Origin of the sequence: Thalassospira sp. B30-1 (assembly GCF_015767575.1) — a bacterium.
In the GTDB taxonomy this organism is placed as follows: Bacteria; Pseudomonadota; Alphaproteobacteria; order Rhodospirillales; family Thalassospiraceae; genus Thalassospira; species Thalassospira xiamenensis.
The window spans coordinates 4,022,762-4,041,725 of sequence record NZ_CP065232.1 but is presented as its reverse complement, the minus strand read 5'-3'; the positions used below and the strand labels follow the sequence as shown (position 1 = coordinate 4,041,725).

Sequence of the window (18,964 nt, the reverse complement as noted above, 5' to 3'; positions counted from 1 at the left end):
ATAGGAAGATGGACCCAACGGTTCTTATCGTCGAGGACGAAGCTGCAATCGTAACCATGTTGCGCTACAACCTCGAACGCGAGGGGATGCAGGTTGTCGAAGCCGGGGACGGTGACGAAGCGTTGAAAATTCTGGCCGAAACCCATGTCGATCTGGTCCTTCTGGACTGGATGCTGCCGGTGATGTCAGGGATCGAGGTTTGCCGCCAGATCCGCCGGAAGCCTGAAAGCCGCGATTTGCCGGTGATCATGGTTACGGCGCGTGGCGAAGAAGGCGACCGCATCCGCGGCCTTGATACCGGGGCCGATGATTATGTAACCAAGCCGTTTGCGATTGGTGAATTGCTGGCCCGTATTCGCGCACTTCTGCGTCGATCCGGTCCGGCGCAACCACAAGGGCAGTTGATCTATTCCGATATCGAAATGGATCTGGCCGCCCATCGTGTCAGTCGTAACGGCAAGGCTATCCATCTTGGCCCAACCGAATTCCGTCTGCTGCGTTATTTCCTGGAACATCCGGGGCGGGTTTTCTCGCGCGAGCAGCTTCTGAATGCGGTTTGGGGGCCGAATATCTATGTCGAAACCCGCACGGTTGACGTTCACATTCGTCGTCTGCGCAAGGCATTGAATGACGTCAAGGGAACGCGCGATGTGATCCGCACGGTTCGTGCTGCTGGCTATGCACTGGATGTCGAAGCCGCTTGATTGCGGTTATTCTGGAAGACGAAACGAAAGACCCCCATTCTCGTGATGGGGGTCTTTGTGTTTCAGGTGCTTTTCCTGGATTTTGCCGGTTTGGCAGTTTTTTGTGCCTGGTCTTCGGTTTTTTGGCGCGCGGTGCGCGGGGCAAGTTCGTTCATCAGCAGCATATCGGCACGCCGGAACTTGGCTATTTCGATATCGATATCTTCCTGCGGGATATCGCAGGCCGCCAGAACGTGATCGGACAGGCGTAAACCGGTTTCAAGTACCTCGGGGATGGCCGCATCGGCACCACTGCGTGACAGCGGACCGATATGGGTGATGTCCTGGGCACGGGCAAAGATTTTCAGATGCGGATAATGCTGTCGCAGCAAGGCGACGGTCTTTTCGGTTGCGTGCGGGTTGCCCATGGCAACGGCGGCAATATGGGCCTGTTCGGTATGGGCGGCACGAAATGTTTCCGGTCGGGACCCATCGGCAAAATAAACAGGCAGACCTTCGGCTCGGCCACGCGAAACCTGTTGGGCATCGGATTCCAGAACGATAAACGGGATTTCCTTGGTGCGCAGCAGACGGGCCAGAACCCGGCCGACGCGCCCGCAACCAATCACCAGAACATGTTTCTGAATGCCGTCGGTTTCATCCGAGATCTCGCTTAGCTGATCGGTTTCCTTTGGATGAAGCTTCTGTTCGATGCGGTGGCCGAGCGAAATCAAAGTCGGCGTCAGACCCATCGAAATCGCAACCACCGGGATCAGCATCACGGCGATGTCAATCGGAACCGCCCCGTTCTGCGATGCCAGTGCAAGCATGACGAAGGCGAATTCACCACCGGCGGCCAGGCTCATGGCGACCCGAATTGAAGATGCACGGTTAAAGCCGATCAGCAGGGACAATCCGAAAAGAACCGCTGCCTTTATGACCAGAAGCCCGATCAGCCACAAAATGATCGTTCCGGCCTGACCGATGACCACATTGGCATTGACCGACATTCCCACAGACATGAAGAACAGCGACAGGAAAACACCGCGAAATGGCGAAATGTCGGCTTCGATCTGATGGCGGAATTCGGTTTCGGCCAACATTACCCCGGCGATAAAGGCACCAAGCGCCATTGAAAGGCCCGCGGCTTCGGTCAATGTGCTGGCAGCCAGAACGACAAACAGGGTCCCGATTGCAAAAAGTTCCGGGTTTTTAAGAGCCGCAATATACCGAAACAGTCGCGGCAGGAGATAACGACCGGTCAGCAACAATACAGCAACCGCCCCCACACCGCTTAGTGCGCTGATCCAGGGGCTGGTTTCGCTCCCGGCATTGCCAGCGGCCTGCACCATGATCAGGAAGGGACCAACCGCAACGTCCTGCAACAGCAGGATGGCAAGGGCTGCACGCCCGAAACGTGTGTGCAACTGGCGTTCATCAGAAAGCTGTTTAAGGATAATGGCTGTTGATGACAGGGCCAGTGCTCCGGCAATCACGATGGAGGCGGGCATATCGTAATTGATCAGCAGCAATACACCGAACATCACGGCCATCGTGACGCCGATCTGCAGGAAACCAAGGGTCGCGAACCGGCCCCCAATCACGCGCAGGCGTTCGCGCGACAATTCAAGACCGATCATGAACAGCAGAAAGACAATGCCAAGCTCGGCGACGGTTGAAATGTCTTCGCGGTCACTGATCAGGCCAAAACCGAAAGGGCCGATGCAAAAGCCGCCGATCAGGAAACCGATGATCGAGTTCGCACGTAATTTCTGTGCCAGCGGGACGGCAATCACCGCGGCGGTCAGGACAAGGAACAGCTCGAAAAGAACGCTGTGTGACATGATGGATTATGCGTCCGGCGCAGATAGGCGTGTAAAGGAAGTCGTTCAAATCAGGATAGCGGAAATACCCCTATGATTTCTATGGAAATTTCGCGTATGAGAGGGCATCTGTGATGGATGACACGTCTTAAGAGCAGGCGACCGCGACGATTGCTTTCGGTATGCGTGCCAGTGTGGGAACCGCATCACACCGATGTGACGAATGGTATTACGACGGGACGACGCAGCTTGCTATTCTACGTTCGCAATGCCATGTTCCGCTGGCCCGTAAAAGGGCATGGAACAATCAGAAATTTCCCCAAACGAGCAGGCCGGAATTGGAACAGTTCATCCCCTATTTGCAGATTATCGGTGGTCTTGTGCTTTTGACTGCCGGTGGTGAGTTCATTGTTCGCGGTGCTGTCGGTCTGGCGCTGTTGATGGGGGTTTCCAAGATCATTGTTGGTTTGACCGTGGTTGCCGCTGGGACGTCGGCCCCCGAATTTGTCGTGTCGCTGAATGCGGCGCTTGCCGGGTCGGGCGACATCGCGATGGGGAACGTGGTTGGTTCTAACATTGCCAATATTCTTTTGATCCTCGGCGCAACAGCGGTTCTAAAACCGATTACGGCATCGCGGACCATGGTTGTGCGCGATGGCGGCACCATGCTGCTGGGGACCGTTCTGTTCATCGGGCTTTGCATGTTTGGCGTTGTCGAACGCTGGGCTGGGGCGGTGATGCTGCTGGTTCTGGCAGCGATCTGGTACTTTACCTATCAGCATGACAAAAAAAGCCCGGGTGATGCCAGCCACCTGCATGAGGAAGAAGTCGACGAAGTCGGCGAAGTACCAAGCGGTTGGCTCAAGCCGATTGTTGCCACTGTTATCGGGATTGTCGCCTTGACCTATGGGGCGGATCTGCTGGTGGATGGTGGTGTTTCTGTCGCGCGTCAGTTCGGTGTGTCCGAAGCCGTCATTGGCTTGACCCTTGTCGCATTCGGAACATCGCTTCCTGAACTGGCGGCATCGATTGTTGCGGCGTTCCGCGGGCATTCCGACGTTGCACTTGGCAATGTTGTTGGTTCCAATCTTTTGAACCTGCTGGTGATCATCGGTGGTGTATCGCTGATTGCGCCGATTGCCGTGCCAGACCAGATTCTGCAATCCGATCTTTGGATCATGCTGGCAGTTACCATTCTTTTGCTGGTGGTCGGCTATTTCCTGCGCGGAGTGTCGCGGATCACCGGGATCGTCTTTGTTCTGGCTTATCTGGGATATGTTGCGAGTCTGGTTACGGCATGATTGATCTTCATGCCTGAAACGATAAATGCGGTTATGGACCGGCTGGCGGGTTTGATTGTAAGTTCCGGAATGACCAAACATAAATGACGGCGGCCGATATTTAAGGGGGCTGCCTTCCCCGGGAAGGGGCGCATCTTGATGAACGGGATGGAAACCAGATGACAGGGAAAATGCCTAAAACGGCTCTTGTAACCGGGGCTGCCAAGCGTATCGGACGGGCTTTATCGCTTGATCTGGCGACACAGGGTTATGATGTTGCCCTTCATTGCCATTCCTCGCGCAGGGATGCGGAACAGCTTGCCGAGGAAATCCGGTCCCTTGGTCGTCGCGCCTGCGTTATTTCCGCTGATCTTGGCAAGGAAGAAGACAGCAGCCGTGTCGTACGCGAAGCAACGGCTGCACTTGGCCCGATTGGTGTGCTGATCAATAATGCATCCACCTTTGAATATGATGATATCAGCACCGCCACGCGTGAGGGCTGGGACTATCATATGGAAGCCAATCTGCGCGCACCGTTTGTGTTGTCGCAGGATTTCGCCAAACGGCTGCCCGCCGGGCAAAAGGGCGTCATCATCAACCTGATTGATCAGCGTGTCTGGAATCTGACACCGCATTTCATGACTTATACCTTGTCCAAGGCCGGCCTTTGGACGCTGACCCAGACACTGGCACTGGCATTGGCGCCGCACATCCGGGTCAATGCGATTGGTCCCGGCCCGGCACTGCCTAGTGTCCGGCAAACACAGGAAGTTTTCGATCAGCAATGCGATCAGACGCCCCTGAAAATTGGGACAAACCCGCAAGAGATTTGCGACGCGGTACGATTTTTCCTTGCCGCGCCAGCCATCACCGGGCAAATGTTAGCGCTTGACGGCGGGCAGCACCTCAATTGGGCGCCCAGTGGCGAACAGAATATGCCAGAGGAATGATGCGTCGGGCTTGGGTTCCGGACATCTGGCCGCACCAAGCGCAGCACAAGGAAGACCAGACCATGACCGCAGGCCTTAAGCAGGACGATAACATTACGACACTGCCCTACGCAGATCATGCCGGCAGTTTGCGTCGTGTCTTCGTGCGTGACATGGTCGTCGAGACATCCATTGGCGTATATGATCATGAAAAACATGCCCCGCAGCGGGTGCGTATCAATCTGGACCTTGCCGTTCTGGAAGGCGAGGGTGTCCAGAATGACGATATTGCCACTGTTTTAAGCTACGAAGATCTGGTGACCGGCACGCGGGAAATTTGCCGTGACGGTCATGTGAACCTTGTGGAAACCCTTGGGGAAAAACTGGCCGATATGTGCCTGGCGGATCGTCGGGTACGCAAGGTAAACGTCCGAGTTGAAAAGCTTGATGTCTTTGACGACGTTGCCGCGGTCGGAGTGGAAATAGAGCGCTTTAATATCGCGCGCTGATCCCATCCGTAAATCTGCTTAAAATTTACTTTTGTTAACGGTTTTGGACGGGGACTCTGTGATTCCTCTAGGCCGAATCGCTGTCTCCCTTATGCACAAGCATCTGGGGGCATGGAATCAAAGGAAAATATTCTTTTTTGACTCCTGTATTACCGAATGTTTTCAGGTTGACAGTATTTTTTGTGTTTAAAAACAATAACTTAGATTGTTTGCTCAATAAATGTGCACTTCATAGAACGTTAAGACTCTCAAGGGGTGCAGCAAAGAGCCCCCCTATTACCCACAAACTTATCCACAGCCTTGGTGGACATCTTTTTTGGGTTGCGATTCTGTGAAGTGATGTTGCGACGTTAATCTTTTTGGGTATTGTCGGAAGCCACTTTGAGAAGTGACAGCCGTCACAACTTTTGATTTTTAATAAATCTGCCGGAGACGCCTGATGAAGCCTGAAACCCCCTCCGAAAACCCCGCTCGGGAAATCGGATTGTCGCTTGAAGGCGATGATTATGACGGGGGGGCTGCGCGCGGTGTCGAGGCCATCAAACATGCGCTGAAAACCATGCCGGGATCGGCCGGTGTCTATCGCATGATTGATGACAAGGACCGGGTTCTTTATGTCGGCAAGGCCAAGAACCTTAAAAAGCGCGTGGTGGCTTATACCCGTCTGATGCAGTTGCCGATACGGATTGCCCGTATGGTCGCACAGACGGTGCGGATGGAAATCATCACCACCCACACCGAAGCCGAGGCGCTTCTTCTTGAATCCAACCTGATCAAGAAGCTTAAACCGCGTTACAACATCCTTCTGCGCGATGACAAAAGTTTCCCCTATATCCTGATCACCGAGGATCATGATTATCCGCGCATCGTCAAACATCGCGGGGCACGGGCCAAGGATGGCAGTTGCTTTGGTCCGTTTGCGTCCGCCTGGGCGGTGAACAACACGATCAACCATTTGCAGCGTGCCTTTTTGCTGCGCTCCTGCACAGATGCCGTATTTTCCAACCGGTCGCGTCCGTGTCTGCTGTATCAAATCAAACGCTGTTCCGCGCCGTGTGTGGATCGGGTTGCCAAAGCCGAATATGACGCGCTTGTCGATATCTGCCGTGACTTCCTGACCGGGCGCAGCCAGAAAATCCTCAAGCAGCTTGAAAGTGACATGCTTGCCGCGTCTGAGCGGATGGATTTCGAGCAGGCCGCGATGTATCGTGATCGTATCCGTGCGTTAAGCCAGATCAGGTCGCATCAGGACATCAATCTGGAAGGCGTAGAAGAGGCCGATGTGATCGCCCTGCATCACGAAGGCGGGCAAAGCTGTGTTCAGGTCTTCTTCTTCCGCTCGGGCTCGAACTATGGCAACCGGTCCTATTTCCCGCGCCATGAACAGGGGGCGGAAATTGCCGAAATCCTGTCGGCCTTTGTCGGGCAGTTCTATGCCGATAAACCGGCCCCGAAACAGGTGCTGCTATCGCATGAGATCGAAGGTCAGGAACTGGTCGAAACCGCATTGTCGATCAATAATAACCGCAAGATCACCTTGCAGGTGCCCAAGCGTGGCGGTCGACGCAAGCTTGTTGAACATGCGTTGACCAATGCCAAGGACGCGCTTGGGCGGCGCATGGCCGAAAGTGCTTCGCAACGGAAATTGCTGGAAGATCTGGCCGATAAACTCGAACTGGACGGCACGCCAGAACGGATCGAGGTTTACGATAACAGTCATATTCAGGGCACCAACATGGTGGGCGGCATGATCGTTGCCGGACCCGAGGGTTTTATGAAAAGTGCCTATCGCAAATTCAACATCAAGGGCGATATCGCACCGGGTGATGATTTTGCCATGATGCGCGAAGTTCTGACCCGCCGCTTTGCGCGTGCGCAAAAGGAAGACCCGGACCGGGAAAACGGCACATGGCCGGACCTTTGTCTGATCGATGGTGGCTTGGGGCAGCTTGGTGTGGCCCGCGAAGTGCTTGAAGACCTTGGGATCGAAGACGTGATGCTTGTCGGCGTTGCCAAGGGTGTTGATCGCAATGCGGGCAAGGAAGTGCTGCATATCCCCGGAAAACCGCCCGTGCGTCTTGATATGCAGGATCCGGTTTTATATTTCATCCAGCGTTTGCGCGATGAAGCGCACCGTTGGGCGATTGGCACGCATCGCGCCAAACGGTCCAAGCAGATCGGCAAAAGCGTTCTTGATAATGTGCCCGGCGTGGGCGGGGCGCGTAAAAAGGCGTTGCTGCATCATTTCGGGTCGGCACGCGGGGTGGCGGATGCCGGTTTGACCGACCTTGAGGCGGTAGATGGCATCAGTGCCGCCCTCGCCCGCAAGATTTACGATCATTTTCATGACACGGAATAAAAAACCTGCGGCAGGCATCTTGCTTTTTGCCGGTCAGGGCGCGATACCCGACGCGGTTTGATAACGCGCCATGCTGATCGGGCAGAGTGCGTTACTGGGGTAACGTCTAAAAGTCAGCTTAAGGAAACCGATGCGATATTTTCCTTCCTGGTCTCTGACCCGGTCTTCTACCGTCATGCCTGACGAACGTCTGCCGTGGGGGGCAATGTTCCCGATGGGCTTGCAGCACCTTGTCGCCATGTCGGGTGCCACCATTCTTGGCCCGCTTCTGATGGGGTTTGATCCGAACCTTGCGATCCTGTTTTCCGGGATCGGCACGCTGATCTTCTTTATTTGCACGGCGGGACGTGTACCAAGCTATCTGGGGTCATCCTTTGCCTTTATTGCGGTGGTTATTGCCGCGACCGGCTATGCCGGATCTGGGCCCAACCCGGATATCGGTGGCGCGCTTGGCGGTATTATTGCGGCAGGTGCGCTTTATGTCGTGATCGGTTTGATCGTGATGGCAACCGGAACCGGCTGGGTTGAAAAACTGATGCCACCGGCTGTGACGGGAGCGGTGGGGGCGGCCATCGGTCTTAATCTGGCACCCGTCGGGATCAACGGTATTTCCGGCGATAACATGCATATGCTGGTGGCGCTTCTGACATTGCTGTCGGTGGCGATGGTTTCTGTCTATGCGCCGGTTTCAGTGCGCCGTGTTTCGATTCTGATCGGGATTCTGGCGGGTTACGTGCTGGTTCTGGTGTTGGGGAACGGGTTTGGCCTGATGCCAGCGATTGACTTTACAGAACTCTCGCAGGCAGCGTGGTTTGGCATGCCATCCTTTGTCGCGCCGCGCTTTGAAAGTTCGGCAATGTTCATGATCGCCCCGGTGGCCTTCATTCTGGTGGCGGAAAACCTCGGCCATATCAAGGCGATTGGTGGCATGACCAAACAGAATATGGATCGCTATATCGGCCGTGGCTTTGTTGGCGATGGTCTGGCAACCATGCTGGCCGGTTCCGGTGGCGGTACGGGGGTGACCACCTATGTTGAAAACATGGGTGTCATGGCCGTAACGCGCGTCTTTTCGACCCTGATCTTTGTGATTGCGGCGGTAATTGCGATTTTACTCGGCTTTTCGCCGAAATTCGGGGCGTTGCTCCATACCATCCCGGGGCCGGTTCTGGGCGGGCTTGGTGTTGCGGTATTTGGACTTATTGCGGCGGCAATGGTGCGCCTTTGGGTGGATAACCGGGTCGATTTTTCCGATCCGCGCAATCTGTTCACCGTTGGTATTACCCTTATTTTCGGGGGCGGCGACTTCACGGTGCAATTTGGTGGTTTCGCGATTGGCGGGATCGGCACGGCGACGCTTGCGGCAATCATTCTTTACCAGTTGCTCAGCATTGGTCGCAAATCATCAGAGGCCCCCGCGGACTGAGGCGTTTGAAACGCAAGGGCGATGTTTCGGTTGTTTGACATCTGAAACATCGCCCTTGTTGTCATATATTCAAGACTTTAATAATTGTGCGGTTTGGCTCATAACAGGTCATCCGAAATTTTATTACTGCCGCACATACCCGCAAACAGGCCCCTCATGAAAAACCAGATTCCCAATCTGCTGACCTTGTCGCGCATCATCGTGATTCCAGCATTGGTCGCGTCCTTCTATATCAACGGGCCGATTGGCAACTGGATCGGGTTTGTGCTGTTTGCCTTTGCCGGGGTAACGGACTTTTTTGATGGCTACCTTGCGCGTAGCATGAATGTGGTTTCGCCGCTGGGCCGGTTTCTTGATCCCATCGCGGACAAGCTTCTGGTTGCCGCCGCCCTGATGATGATGGTGGCGTTTGAACGTATTTCCGGTCTGGCTGTTTTGCCGGCTGTGATCATCATGTGCCGGGAAATCATGGTGTCGGGCCTGCGCGAACATCTGGCCGAACTGAAAGTACCGCTACCGGTGACGGTGCTTGCGAAATGGAAAACCACGGCACAAATCCTTGCCATCGGGTTTCTTCTGGTTGGCGATGCGTCGCCGGACATGATCCCGTCGATCCTGATTGGTGATATCCTGTTATGGATTGCCGGGCTGGTGACGGTTCAGACCGGGTATATCTATCTTCGCACCGGGCTTAAGCATCTCGACTAAGAGCTGCATAGGATAAGATTCCGCATGGCACGCGTATCCGTTCAGGAAAACGATTTTGATCCGGGCGCCGAACTGGCAGCCCTGACCGATGGCCGTGCCGATATCGGGGCGGCGGTCAGTTTCGTCGGACTGGTGCGTGATATTCATGGCGGTGATCAGGTTTCGGCCCTGACCCTTGATCACTATCCGGGGATGACCGAACGCGAACTTGAAAATATCGCAGACGAAGCCGCCAGACGCTGGCAGCTTGATGATGTGCGGATTGTGCATCGGTTCGGCCGTATGTTGCCCGGTGAACGGATTGTCCTGGTGATCACGTTGTCGGCCCATCGTCGCGCCGCGTTCGAAGCCTGCGACTTCATCATGGATTTCCTTAAAACCCGTGCACCCTTTTGGAAACGCGAACAAACCCCCAAAGGCGATCACTGGGTCACAGCGAAGGCATCGGACGATGCCGATGCCGATCGCTGGAACACGGATTAACCGACAAATTTTGCCAGCAACCCGACAAATTGCAGCAGGGCTGTCTGGATTTGGGCGGCATCGTCGATCCGGTCTTTAAGGTTCTTCATCTCGGTTATATCCGCATCGGTAATTGCCGATGCATTCCGGATAAGTCGCTTGGCCTGAAGCGCTATAAGCTGATCGGCGGCCTTGTTGCGCTTTTCGGCCATCACGAGTTTTTCGTTGATGTCGGCTGCCTGATAGGCTGCGTCAATTTCAACAAAGCTGTTTTTGGCCGCACGGATCAATTCATCAAGATTGTTCATGGGAATCTCCCTATTGTGCCGGTGTGGCTGTTGTGCTGCCGGTTGCGGTCTCAAACAGATTGCGGCCCTCGGCGACAAGTTCCGTTGGGGACAGGCTGCGCACTTTTCCGGCCAGTGTTATGCCTTGTTCGGCAGCCCCGATCAGGGCATTTACATCCAGCTTGGCGTAATTATCGATCTGCGTTTGCAAATGTCTGCCTAACGCAGATGCCGCCATGAAACTGCGCAATGTATGTGCCTGAAGCAGTTTTTCTTCGGCCATCAAAGCGTTCCAATCCTGCCACCAGATTTGCAGACGCAGTGATTTGGCATCGTCATCATCGTTCGGTTCGGAACGGATTTTGTTCAAATCGGCAATCAGTGTGCCACGGCGCACCAGAAATTGCGGCGGGTCTTTGGCCAGATCGCTGGTGATGGCGTCAAGCTGATTGCGTAGTTTTTCAAGGATCGGACCGGTATCCGTTACCGCCGATGCCCCAAGTGCCGATCCGGCTTCGATCTGATCGAAAATCGCGACAAATTGCTGATACTGGTTTCGCAGGCTGGCCAGTGTCTTTTGCCATTGTTGCGCAACATTCGGATCGATTTTAACCGCATCCGGATCAAGCAGGGTGGGCAGATTGGATGGCGTCACCTTGCCTGTGAAGGCTTCCATATTCGCGATGAATTCCGATTGCCGGGCGTTTTGCGATTTTGGTGATGGCGCAAATTGCGCGGTCTGTGCCGTGCCATAGGCATCAAAGGCATCCTCGGTCGCGCTGCCAAACTGGGTGACCGTGATTTTCAGGGTTTCGGCCTTTTGCGAACAGGCGGCCAAAAGCCCGATGCCAATAATCAGAACTGCCTTGCGTGTGAATTGGTAGATCGATGAAACTGCCATAACGTCCCCATCACGTGATCATGCTCGTCATCTGACGGGGATGGGGGGCAATTGTGATGGCAAAAATGACAAAGGCGTTGGCAGGAACTACTTGCTCAGCATGAAAAGCGCCTGATTGCCAAAGAAGTTGGCAAGCCGTGAATGGCTATCCAGACTGACTTTCGATCCGCTTTCATTCAGCACCATCGACCGTTCGATTTTAAAGCCGCATTCATCACAAAGGGCCACAAAATCCCGGACGGTACAAAAATGGATGTTCGGGGTTTCGTACCACATGATCGGCAGGTTCGGGTTTTGGGGCATGCGCCCGCGGAACATCAAATCAAACCGCGCACGCCAGTGACCGAAATTCGGGAAGGAAACGATGGCTTTCTGACCGATGCGAAGCAGTTCGCTCAGAACCTGTTTCGGGCGGTTGGTCGCCTGCAATGTCTGGCTGAGGATGGCGTAATCAAACGCCCCGTCGGGATAATCGCCAAGATCACGATCCGCATCGCCCTGCATCACCGGAAGACCCTGTGCCACGCAATTGCGCACCCCCTCGTTGGAAAGCTCAAGTCCGCGACCGTCAACATCCTTGCTGCGCGTCAGATAACCCAGCAATTCACCATCGCCGCACCCGATATCAAGCACGCGCGTACCCGGTTCGACCATATCGGCAATCAGCTGCAGATCGACACGAATACGGTCATTAGGGATAACGCTGGTCGCGTTTGGTAAAGAATGATTCATAACCTATTTCAATCCCCGGATTTCAGCAGCGCCCTCGATAAAGCCGCTTAACACCATATGGAAATCCGGCTCGTCGAGCAGGAAGGCATCATGCCCCTTGTCGCTTTCGATTTCCACACAACTGACATTGCATGACGACGCATTCAGTGCATGGGCCAGCTGGCGGCTTTCGGCGGTGGTAAAGCACCAGTCGCTGGAAAAAGAAATGACGCAGAAACGGGTTTTGCAGCCAACGAAGGCTTCGCCAAGGCGGCCTTCGGCATCGGCGGACAGATCGAAATAATCCATCGCCCGCGTGATATAGAGATAGCTGTTGGCATCAAACCGGTCGACAAAGCTTTTGCCCTGATGGCGCAGATAGCTTTCGATCTGGAAATCATGATCGAAGCTATAGGTGATCGCCCCGCGGTTCTGAAGCTTGCGGCCGAATTTGCGATGCAGGGCCGGTTGCGACAGATAGGTGATGTGCGCGGTCATCCGCGCCACGGCCAGCCCGCGGGAAGGCTTTTTGCCTTCCAGCAGGTAATTGCCCCCGCACCAGTCCGGATCGGCCATGACCGCCTGACGCCCGACTTCGTGAAACGCGATGTTTTGCGCCGAATGGCGGAAGCTGGTTGCAATCGGCGCGGCGGCAAAAACGCGATGGGAATAGCTTTTGCACCATTCAAGAACCTGCATGCCGCCCATCGAGCCGCCAATAACCGCAAACAGGGTATCGATGCCCAATGCATCAATCAGCATGGTCTGCGCACGCACCATATCGGCAATCGTGATCACCGGGAAATCAAGGCCCCAGGGCTTGCCGGTAGCCGGGTTGATTTCCTTGGGCCCGGTGCTTCCCAGGCAACCGCCAATCACGTTCGAACAAATGACGAAATATTTGTTGGTATCGATGATTTTGCCCGGCCCGACGATTTCACGCCACCAGCCTTCCTTGCCGGTGATCGGGTGGACTTCATCGGCGACATACTGATCGCCGGTCAAGGCGTGGCAAACCAGAATGGCGTTGGTCTTGTCGGCGTTAAGTTCACCATATGTCTGATAGGCAATGGTGAACGGCCCGAATTCGATGCCGCTATCAAGACGCAGCTTTTCCGTTTCCCCAAGGACCATGTGATGGCCGGGAAGTTTGCTGCGCTGATTTGTGCTGGCGGCGGTCGACATGAATGTCCGTTTCCCTTGGATTAGGTTGTTTTTGTTGCAGGCAGGGCTGGCTGTTCCTTGGCATCAAAGAAAACAAGCCTATTCTAGCTAGGAATAGACCGGGATTTAGTCAATCTTTTCTTTGCTTTTCGGCTGCCCTGTCCTAATACTGGGCCCCGTTTGACAAAAGAGCGGATCATGGCGCAAAGCGACGAAAATTTAGCAAATCTTGATCTGAACGGGCTGAGGGCGGAAATCGATGATATCGATCAGGCACTGCAATCGCTGATCATTCGGCGCACCAAGGTTGTGCAGGCAGTCGGGGCCTATAAGGACCGGGTGATTGCGGCCGGTGGCAAGGTCAAGGTGCCGTATCGTCCGGCACGTGAAGCCCGTATCATGCGTACACTGGTTGATCGTCACGATGGTGCCTTTCCGAAAACGGCCCTGATCCAGATCTGGCGCGAAATGATCGCTGCCGGAACGCGCCTTGAAGCGCCTTATACGGTCGCCCTTTGCCGCAATGCCGACGGGGTGGATTGCTGGGAACTTGCGCGCCTTAACTTTGGCTGCCTGAACGAAATCGTCGAATTCGATACACCGCGCGAAGCATTTTATGCCCTTGAAGAAGGGCGCGCGGCGGTCGGTGTGTTCCCGAAACCCGAACTGGGCGAAGCACAGCCATGGTGGACCTTGTTGTCCGATGACAGCCCGGTGCGCATTGTCTCGAAACTGCCATTTGGCGGACGTCCGGTCGGACGGGGTGAGCAGACCGAAGGATTTGTCCTTGCGGCAATCGAGCTTGAAGAAAGCGGTGATGATCGCACGCTGTTTATCGTCAGCCTGCCAAACGAGATTTCGATGGATACGGCGCGCAAAAAAATTGCGAGTGGCATCGATGGATCGGCAATCCTTGGCTTTTCTGCCGATGAAACCGGTGATCGGCGTTTTGTTCTTGTTGATGTGCCGGGATTCTTTTGTAATCGCGCCGAAGCGTTTCAGCGTGCACTGACCGATCAGGGACTTGATCCCGAAGGGCTCAGTGTTGTCGGTGCCTATGGCGTGCCGATTCCTGAAGACGCGCTGAGTTGATAATACCGGTCGGTTGATTGTCACCGGCCCTGCCCACTGGGAGAAACTAGGAAATGTCTGCGCCCACCCCACGTCCCGGCATTCTTGATATTGCGCCTTATGTTGGCGGCAAGTCGCGCACCGATGGTGCAACCCGCGTGATCAAGCTTTCATCGAACGAAGGCGCGCTTGGTCCGAGCCCCAAGGCCATCGAGGCGCTCCGCAAGTCGGCTGAAAAGCTGCATCGCTATCCCGATGGCGGTTGCGAGGCGCTCCGCAAAAAGCTGGCCGAGAAATACAATATTGAAGCCGATCAGATTGTCTGCGGTGCCGGCTCGGACGAGTTGATCACCCTTCTGATCCGTGCCTATGCCGGTCCGGGGGATGAAGTGCTGTATTCGCAGCATGGTTTCCTGATGTATCCGATTGCGGCCAAGGGTGTCGGTGCGGTTCCGGTGACTGCGGCCGAAACCAATATGACCACCAGCGTTGAGGCGTTGCTGGCGGCTGTTACCGAAAAAACCAAAATCGTTTTTGTCGCGAACCCGAACAATCCGACGGGCACCTACATCAATGATGCGGAAATGAAACGCCTGCGTGATGGTTTGCGCGAAGATATCGTTCTGGTTGTTGATGCGGCTTATGCCGAATTCATGACTGGTCAGGAAGATTATTCCGCCGGTGAAGAACTGGTGCGTGCCGGTAAAAATACCGTCATGACCCGCACTTTTTCCAAGATTTATGGTCTTGGTGGCATTCGCCTTGGCTGGTGCTATGCGCCGGTTGATATTGCCGATGTTCTGCAACGCCTGCGCAATCCGTTTAACGTGGCCCTTCCGACACAGGAAGCCGGTCTTGCGGCACTTGATGATGATGAATTCGTCAATGCCTGCGTGCGTCATAATGCTGAAACGCTGGCGTGGTTCCGCGATCAGGTGAACGCGATTGACGGCCTGATCGCCCATCCGAGCTATGGCAACTTTGTTCTGGTCGAATTCCCCAAGGAAGAAGGCAAAAACGCCGATGCTGCCAATGATTTCATGATGGCACAGGGCGTTATCCCGCGCAAAATCGGTGCTTATGGCCTGCCGCAGATGTTGCGTATTTCGATTGGTACGAAGGAAGAAATGGAAATCTGCCTTCAGGCGATCAAAGACTTTGTGAACAGGTAAAATGACCAACACCGCATCCGAACCGCTTTTTGATACCGTTGCCTTTATCGGCATGGGGCTGATTGGCTCGTCACTTGCCCGTCGTATCCTGCGCGACGGTCTGGCGAAAAAAATCACCTGTGCCGTGCGTTCCGAAGCCACCCGTGACCGGGTGCTTGAACTGGGTATCGCCGATGAAGCTTATTGCGACATCAAGGAAGCGGTTAAGGATGCCGATCTGGTGATGATCTGTGCGCCGGTGGGGGCCAATGAAGCCATCGGCGCACAGCTTGCCGGAAAACTTAAAAAGGGTGCGATTGTTTCCGACGTCGGGTCGGTCAAACAGGCGGTCATTCGTGACATTGCGCCGCATCTTGACGAAGGCGTCTCGTTCGTGCCGGGCCATCCTTTGGCCGGGACCGAACATTCCGGACCGGATTCAGGTTTTCCCGAACTGTTCGAAGGCCGGTGGTGCATCCTGACCCCGGTTCCCGGTGAAAAGGAAAGTGCGACCGCGCGCGTGCAGGCCCTTTGGGAAGCATGTGGCATGAAGGTTGAGTGCATGGATGCCGATCATCATGATCGCATTCTTGGCATCACATCGCATCTGCCGCATCTGATCGCCTATACCATCGTCGGGACGGCAACCGATCTTGAAGATGCACTGCGTCAGGAAGTCATCAAGTTTTCCGCATCGGGTTTCCGTGATTTCACCCGTATTGCCGCATCCGACCCGACGATGTGGCGCGACGTGTTTTTGAACAACCGCGAAGCGGTCCTTGAAGTTCTTGGCCGTTTTCAGGAAGATTTGATGGCGTTGCAGCGCGCGATCCGCTGGGGCGAGGGCGAAAAACTGTTCGACCTGTTCAGCCGTACGCGTGAAATCCGCCGTGGTATTGTCGATGCCGGGCAGTATTTCACCAATTTCTCGGCCGAAGGTGAAGACCGCCAAAGCGACGCCAAGGGCAAAAACAAGACCGATAAATAATCAATTCACGGTTTGCAAATGGCAGGCCGTCGTCGGGTGGAAAGATGCGCCCCAAACAGCATCTTTCGCCGGAAAAAGGGGAACGTCATGCCTGCCACCGATCATCCGGCTTTTGCAAGGATTATGCCGTTCTTGTTTGTGTTCCTCTGGAGCACGGGCTTTGTTGGCGCAAAGTTCGGACTCCCCTATGCCGACCCGTTTACCTTTCTGTTTGCCCGTTTCGCCATTGTGATTGTTCTGATGGTGCCGGTGATTTCGTTGCTAGGTGCCAAATGGCCCAAAAGCTGGCAGCAGGTTGCCCATATCAGCACGACCGGTGTTCTTGTCCACGGGATTTATCTGGGCGGTGTTTTCTGGGCAATTGATACGGGGCTTCCGTCGGGCTTGGCGGCCTTGATCGTCGGATTGCAGCCGGTCGTGACCGCATCGGTCGTCGGTGCCCTTCTTGGGGAACGTGTCAGTGGACGCCAGTGGGCGGGGCTTGTTCTTGGCCTGATCGGTGTGGCGTTGGTGCTGGTGCCCAAAATCGGTGACGGGATCGGTATTACGGCCTTTGGCATCGGGCTTGCCATCATGGCGCTGTTTGGCATGACGGCCGGGACGCTTTATCAGAAGCGGTTCTGCACGGGCATGGACCTGATGAGCGGTACGGTTATCCAGTATGTTGCCGCGGCGGCCTTTGTCGGGGTGGTTGCCCTGATCAAGGAACCCTTGGTGATCGAATGGAGCATGAACTTCATTCTTGCGATGGCGTGGCTGGTTCTGGTGTTGTCAATCGGCGCGATCATGCTTCTGATGGTTTTGATCAAGCAGGGCGAGGCAACCCGGGTTGCAAGCATGTTTTACCTTGTCCCGCCCACGGCTGCCTTCTTTGCCTGGCTGCTTTTTGATGAACATCTGGGCATGCTCGGCTTTGCCGGATTTGCAATTGCCGCACTTGGGGTGGCATTGGTAATGGTGAAACGCTAGGTTCAGGGCGAAACTTGAAAAATGCCAGCGTGACCGGAGGAAATTTTGACTGAGCCCCAGGAAAGATGGGTATTTGGATATGGATCGCTGCTGTGGCGTCCGGGCTTCGAATTTGAAGAACGGGCACGCGCGACGCTGCGCGGCTATCACCGGTCCTTTTGCATCTATTCCCATCACTATCGCGGCACACCGGAAAATCCGGGGTTGGTCCTGGGGCTGAATGTCGGCGGGGAATGTGTCGGGAACGCGTTTCGGATCGCGCCTGACAACTGGCCGCTGGTCAAGGCCTATCTTGATGAACGCGAACTGGTGACCAACACCTATATTCCCGCCGATGTCGAGGTCGAGCTTGCCGACGGACGCACGGTCATCGCGCACACCTATGTCGCCGATCCAACGCATGAACAGTTCGCCGGAAACCTGCCGGTGCGAACGGCGGTTGAAATCATTGTTGCGGCACATGGCAATATTGGCCCGAACCTGGAATATCTTGAAAACACGGTCTGCCATCTTGACGAGATGGGAATTGTCGACCCGCCGTTGCACGATCTGATGGATATGGTGCGCCGCGAATACGGTGAAATCAATATGGGAGCCGGAATCTGATGTCGGACGCCACCACAACGTCCAAAGGTGCCAATGCCCCGATGATGGCTGCCTATCTGATGCTGGTTGCCTGCGCGATGATGTGGGGGTCAAACCATGTCGTTGCACGCGGGGTGAATGCCACGGTGCCGCTTGAAGCATTGGCGTTCTGGCGTTGGGTTGTGGCCGCCGTATTACTGTTTCCGGTTTGTATTCCGCACCTTAAACGCGATCTGAGGCTGATGGCCGATCATAAAATGTCGATGTTCCTGATCGGAACAACCGGCGTTTTCATGTTTTCAATCGTCATTTATCTGGCGGCTTACAACACAACGGCGGTCAATACCGGGCTTCTCAATGCGACAACTCCGGTCTGGGTTCTGTTATTTGCAGCGGTGCTTACGGCCGATAAACCCAAGCTTGGCCAGTGGGCCGGTGTGCTGATTGCCGGTGTCGGGACGGCGGTGATCATTGCCAAAGGCGACTTTTCGGTCTTTGCCGAGATGAACTTTGTCTCGGGCGATCTGTTTGCGATGATTTCAGCAATGGTCTGGGCGGCATACTCGATGCTTTTGAAACGCGCCCCCAAGGGGGTCCATCCGCTAAGCCTTGTGTTTGTTTCGGCCCTGATCGGGTTGGTGTTCCTGACTCCGCTTTATATCTGGTCGGTGACTGTTCGCAATGAGCCGTTCTTTACCCATCTTGATCCGGCATGGCCCGATATGCTCAAGATTTTCTATATCGGCGCGGGGCCCGCTTTTTTGGGCTATCTGTTCTGGAACAAGGGGGTTGCGGTTGTCGGCCCGGCAAATGCCGGTGTGTTTCTGTATCTGATGCCGGTTTTTGCCAGCATCCTTGCCATCATCTTTTTGGGCGAGGAACTACACATTTACCATCTGGGCGGGATCACATTGATTGCCTTTGGCATCTGGCAGGCAACACGCCGGAAAGCATAAAA

19 protein-coding genes are annotated in these 18,964 nt (G+C 55.0%); 14 read left to right on the top strand and 5 right to left on the bottom strand.

Annotation, left to right across the window (positions count from 1 at the left end; genetic code table 11):
- The first annotated feature begins 8 nt into the window (after positions 1-8).
- Complete coding sequence (gene phoB / locus IT971_RS18970; protein WP_007091986.1) at positions 9-704, top strand: phosphate regulon transcriptional regulator PhoB; 696 nt, start codon at positions 9-11, stop codon at positions 702-704.
- 62 nt (positions 705-766) lie between these two features.
- Here the strand turns inward: phoB and IT971_RS18965 are convergent, their stop codons facing one another.
- Positions 767-2,527 carry a cation:proton antiporter gene (locus IT971_RS18965; RefSeq protein ID WP_007091987.1) on the bottom strand — a complete coding sequence of 587 codons (1,761 nt, stop codon included), beginning with the start codon at positions 2,525-2,527 and terminating at the stop codon, positions 767-769.
- 317 nt (positions 2,528-2,844) lie between these two features.
- Here IT971_RS18965 and IT971_RS18960 point away from each other — a divergent pair, with 317 nt between their 5' ends.
- The 7 genes from IT971_RS18960 to moaE all read left to right on the top strand — a co-directional run bounded on the left by IT971_RS18960 (position 2,845) and on the right by moaE (position 10,200).
- Positions 2,845-3,807 carry a calcium/sodium antiporter gene (locus tag IT971_RS18960; protein ID WP_063094364.1) on the top strand — a complete coding sequence of 321 codons (963 nt, stop codon included), beginning with the start codon at positions 2,845-2,847 and terminating at the stop codon, positions 3,805-3,807.
- A 158-nt stretch (positions 3,808-3,965) separates the two neighbouring features.
- Positions 3,966-4,736: an SDR family oxidoreductase gene (locus tag IT971_RS18955; RefSeq protein WP_040060167.1), complete on the top strand. Its 771-nt coding sequence runs from the start codon at positions 3,966-3,968 to the stop codon at positions 4,734-4,736.
- A gap of 62 nt (positions 4,737-4,798) precedes the next feature.
- A complete protein-coding gene (folB, locus tag IT971_RS18950; RefSeq protein WP_051682075.1) occupies positions 4,799-5,224 on the top strand; it encodes a dihydroneopterin aldolase in 426 nt (141 codons plus the stop codon).
- A 439-nt stretch (positions 5,225-5,663) separates the two neighbouring features.
- On the top strand, positions 5,664-7,583 hold the full coding sequence (uvrC, locus tag IT971_RS18945; protein WP_139189980.1) for an excinuclease ABC subunit UvrC: 1,920 nt from the start codon (positions 5,664-5,666) through the stop codon (positions 7,581-7,583).
- Positions 7,584-7,758: 175 nt separating this feature from the next.
- A complete protein-coding gene (locus IT971_RS18940) occupies positions 7,759-9,009 on the top strand; it encodes a uracil-xanthine permease family protein (protein WP_223304878.1) in 1,251 nt (416 codons plus the stop codon).
- Positions 9,010-9,165: 156 nt separating this feature from the next.
- A complete protein-coding gene (gene pgsA / locus IT971_RS18935) occupies positions 9,166-9,717 on the top strand; it encodes a CDP-diacylglycerol--glycerol-3-phosphate 3-phosphatidyltransferase (protein ID WP_007091993.1) in 552 nt (183 codons plus the stop codon).
- A 24-nt stretch (positions 9,718-9,741) separates the two neighbouring features.
- Complete coding sequence (moaE, locus tag IT971_RS18930; RefSeq protein ID WP_063094366.1) at positions 9,742-10,200, top strand: molybdopterin synthase catalytic subunit MoaE; 459 nt, start codon at positions 9,742-9,744, stop codon at positions 10,198-10,200.
- Here moaE and IT971_RS18925 read toward each other — a convergent pair.
- The 4 genes from IT971_RS18925 to IT971_RS18910 all read right to left on the bottom strand — a co-directional run bounded on the left by IT971_RS18925 (position 10,197) and on the right by IT971_RS18910 (position 13,263).
- Entirely contained in the window at positions 10,197-10,487 is a 291-nt protein-coding gene (locus IT971_RS18925; RefSeq protein WP_063094368.1) for a hypothetical protein, read from the bottom strand. The genes moaE and IT971_RS18925 overlap by 4 nt on opposite strands.
- Before the next feature lie 10 nt (positions 10,488-10,497).
- Positions 10,498-11,367, bottom strand: a complete 870-nt coding sequence (locus IT971_RS18920) for a hypothetical protein (protein WP_063094370.1) — start codon at positions 11,365-11,367, stop codon at positions 10,498-10,500.
- Positions 11,368-11,454: 87 nt separating this feature from the next.
- On the bottom strand, positions 11,455-12,099 hold the full coding sequence (gene metW / locus IT971_RS18915) for a methionine biosynthesis protein MetW (protein WP_007091997.1): 645 nt from the start codon (positions 12,097-12,099) through the stop codon (positions 11,455-11,457).
- 3 nt (positions 12,100-12,102) lie between these two features.
- On the bottom strand, positions 12,103-13,263 hold the full coding sequence (locus tag IT971_RS18910) for a homoserine O-acetyltransferase (RefSeq protein WP_007091998.1): 1,161 nt from the start codon (positions 13,261-13,263) through the stop codon (positions 12,103-12,105).
- Positions 13,264-13,440: 177 nt separating this feature from the next.
- Between IT971_RS18910 and IT971_RS18905 the strand changes: the two genes are divergently transcribed.
- The 6 genes from IT971_RS18905 to IT971_RS18880 all read left to right on the top strand — a co-directional run bounded on the left by IT971_RS18905 (position 13,441) and on the right by IT971_RS18880 (position 18,962).
- Positions 13,441-14,334, top strand: coding sequence for a chorismate mutase (locus IT971_RS18905; RefSeq protein ID WP_063094372.1), 894 nt, complete (start codon positions 13,441-13,443; stop codon positions 14,332-14,334).
- Positions 14,335-14,387: 53 nt separating this feature from the next.
- A complete protein-coding gene (gene hisC, locus IT971_RS18900; RefSeq protein WP_063094374.1) occupies positions 14,388-15,485 on the top strand; it encodes a histidinol-phosphate transaminase in 1,098 nt (365 codons plus the stop codon).
- Between the two features lies 1 nt (position 15,486).
- Positions 15,487-16,452 carry a prephenate/arogenate dehydrogenase family protein gene (locus IT971_RS18895; RefSeq protein WP_007092001.1) on the top strand — a complete coding sequence of 322 codons (966 nt, stop codon included), beginning with the start codon at positions 15,487-15,489 and terminating at the stop codon, positions 16,450-16,452.
- Between the two features lie 87 nt (positions 16,453-16,539).
- Positions 16,540-17,421 carry a DMT family transporter gene (locus IT971_RS18890; RefSeq protein ID WP_063094376.1) on the top strand — a complete coding sequence of 294 codons (882 nt, stop codon included), beginning with the start codon at positions 16,540-16,542 and terminating at the stop codon, positions 17,419-17,421.
- Positions 17,422-17,466: 45 nt separating this feature from the next.
- On the top strand, positions 17,467-18,027 hold the full coding sequence (locus tag IT971_RS18885) for a gamma-glutamylcyclotransferase (protein ID WP_063094378.1): 561 nt from the start codon (positions 17,467-17,469) through the stop codon (positions 18,025-18,027).
- Positions 18,027-18,962, top strand: a complete 936-nt coding sequence (locus tag IT971_RS18880; RefSeq protein WP_063094380.1) for a DMT family transporter — start codon at positions 18,027-18,029, stop codon at positions 18,960-18,962. Before IT971_RS18885 ends, IT971_RS18880 begins: the two co-directional genes overlap by 1 nt.
- Positions 18,963-18,964 lie beyond the last annotated feature (2 nt).

What these genes read in the sequence shown, in the direction of transcription:
- IT971_RS18910 (WP_007091998.1), bottom strand. Translation starts at nt 13,263, where the DNA reads ATGTCGACCGCCGCCAGCACAAATCAGCGCAGCAAACTTCCCGGCCAT.
- hisC (WP_063094374.1), top strand. Translation starts at nt 14,388, where the DNA reads ATGTCTGCGCCCACCCCACGTCCCGGCATTCTTGATATTGCGCCTTAT.
- IT971_RS18965 (WP_007091987.1), bottom strand. Translation starts at nt 2,527, where the DNA reads ATGTCACACAGCGTTCTTTTCGAGCTGTTCCTTGTCCTGACCGCCGCG.
- metW (WP_007091997.1), bottom strand. Translation starts at nt 12,099, where the DNA reads ATGAATCATTCTTTACCAAACGCGACCAGCGTTATCCCTAATGACCGT.
- IT971_RS18920 (WP_063094370.1), bottom strand. Translation starts at nt 11,367, where the DNA reads ATGGCAGTTTCATCGATCTACCAATTCACACGCAAGGCAGTTCTGATT.
- IT971_RS18940 (WP_223304878.1), top strand. Translation starts at nt 7,759, where the DNA reads ATGCCTGACGAACGTCTGCCGTGGGGGGCAATGTTCCCGATGGGCTTG.
- IT971_RS18890 (WP_063094376.1), top strand. Translation starts at nt 16,540, where the DNA reads ATGCCTGCCACCGATCATCCGGCTTTTGCAAGGATTATGCCGTTCTTG.
- IT971_RS18895 (WP_007092001.1), top strand. Translation starts at nt 15,487, where the DNA reads ATGACCAACACCGCATCCGAACCGCTTTTTGATACCGTTGCCTTTATC.
- IT971_RS18955 (WP_040060167.1), top strand. Translation starts at nt 3,966, where the DNA reads ATGACAGGGAAAATGCCTAAAACGGCTCTTGTAACCGGGGCTGCCAAG.
- folB (WP_051682075.1), top strand. Translation starts at nt 4,799, where the DNA reads ATGACCGCAGGCCTTAAGCAGGACGATAACATTACGACACTGCCCTAC.
- moaE (WP_063094366.1), top strand. Translation starts at nt 9,742, where the DNA reads ATGGCACGCGTATCCGTTCAGGAAAACGATTTTGATCCGGGCGCCGAA.
- uvrC (WP_139189980.1), top strand. Translation starts at nt 5,664, where the DNA reads ATGAAGCCTGAAACCCCCTCCGAAAACCCCGCTCGGGAAATCGGATTG.
- IT971_RS18905 (WP_063094372.1), top strand. Translation starts at nt 13,441, where the DNA reads ATGGCGCAAAGCGACGAAAATTTAGCAAATCTTGATCTGAACGGGCTG.
- IT971_RS18880 (WP_063094380.1), top strand. Translation starts at nt 18,027, where the DNA reads ATGTCGGACGCCACCACAACGTCCAAAGGTGCCAATGCCCCGATGATG.
- IT971_RS18925 (WP_063094368.1), bottom strand. Translation starts at nt 10,487, where the DNA reads ATGAACAATCTTGATGAATTGATCCGTGCGGCCAAAAACAGCTTTGTT.
- pgsA (WP_007091993.1), top strand. Translation starts at nt 9,166, where the DNA reads ATGAAAAACCAGATTCCCAATCTGCTGACCTTGTCGCGCATCATCGTG.
- phoB (WP_007091986.1), top strand. Translation starts at nt 9, where the DNA reads ATGGACCCAACGGTTCTTATCGTCGAGGACGAAGCTGCAATCGTAACC.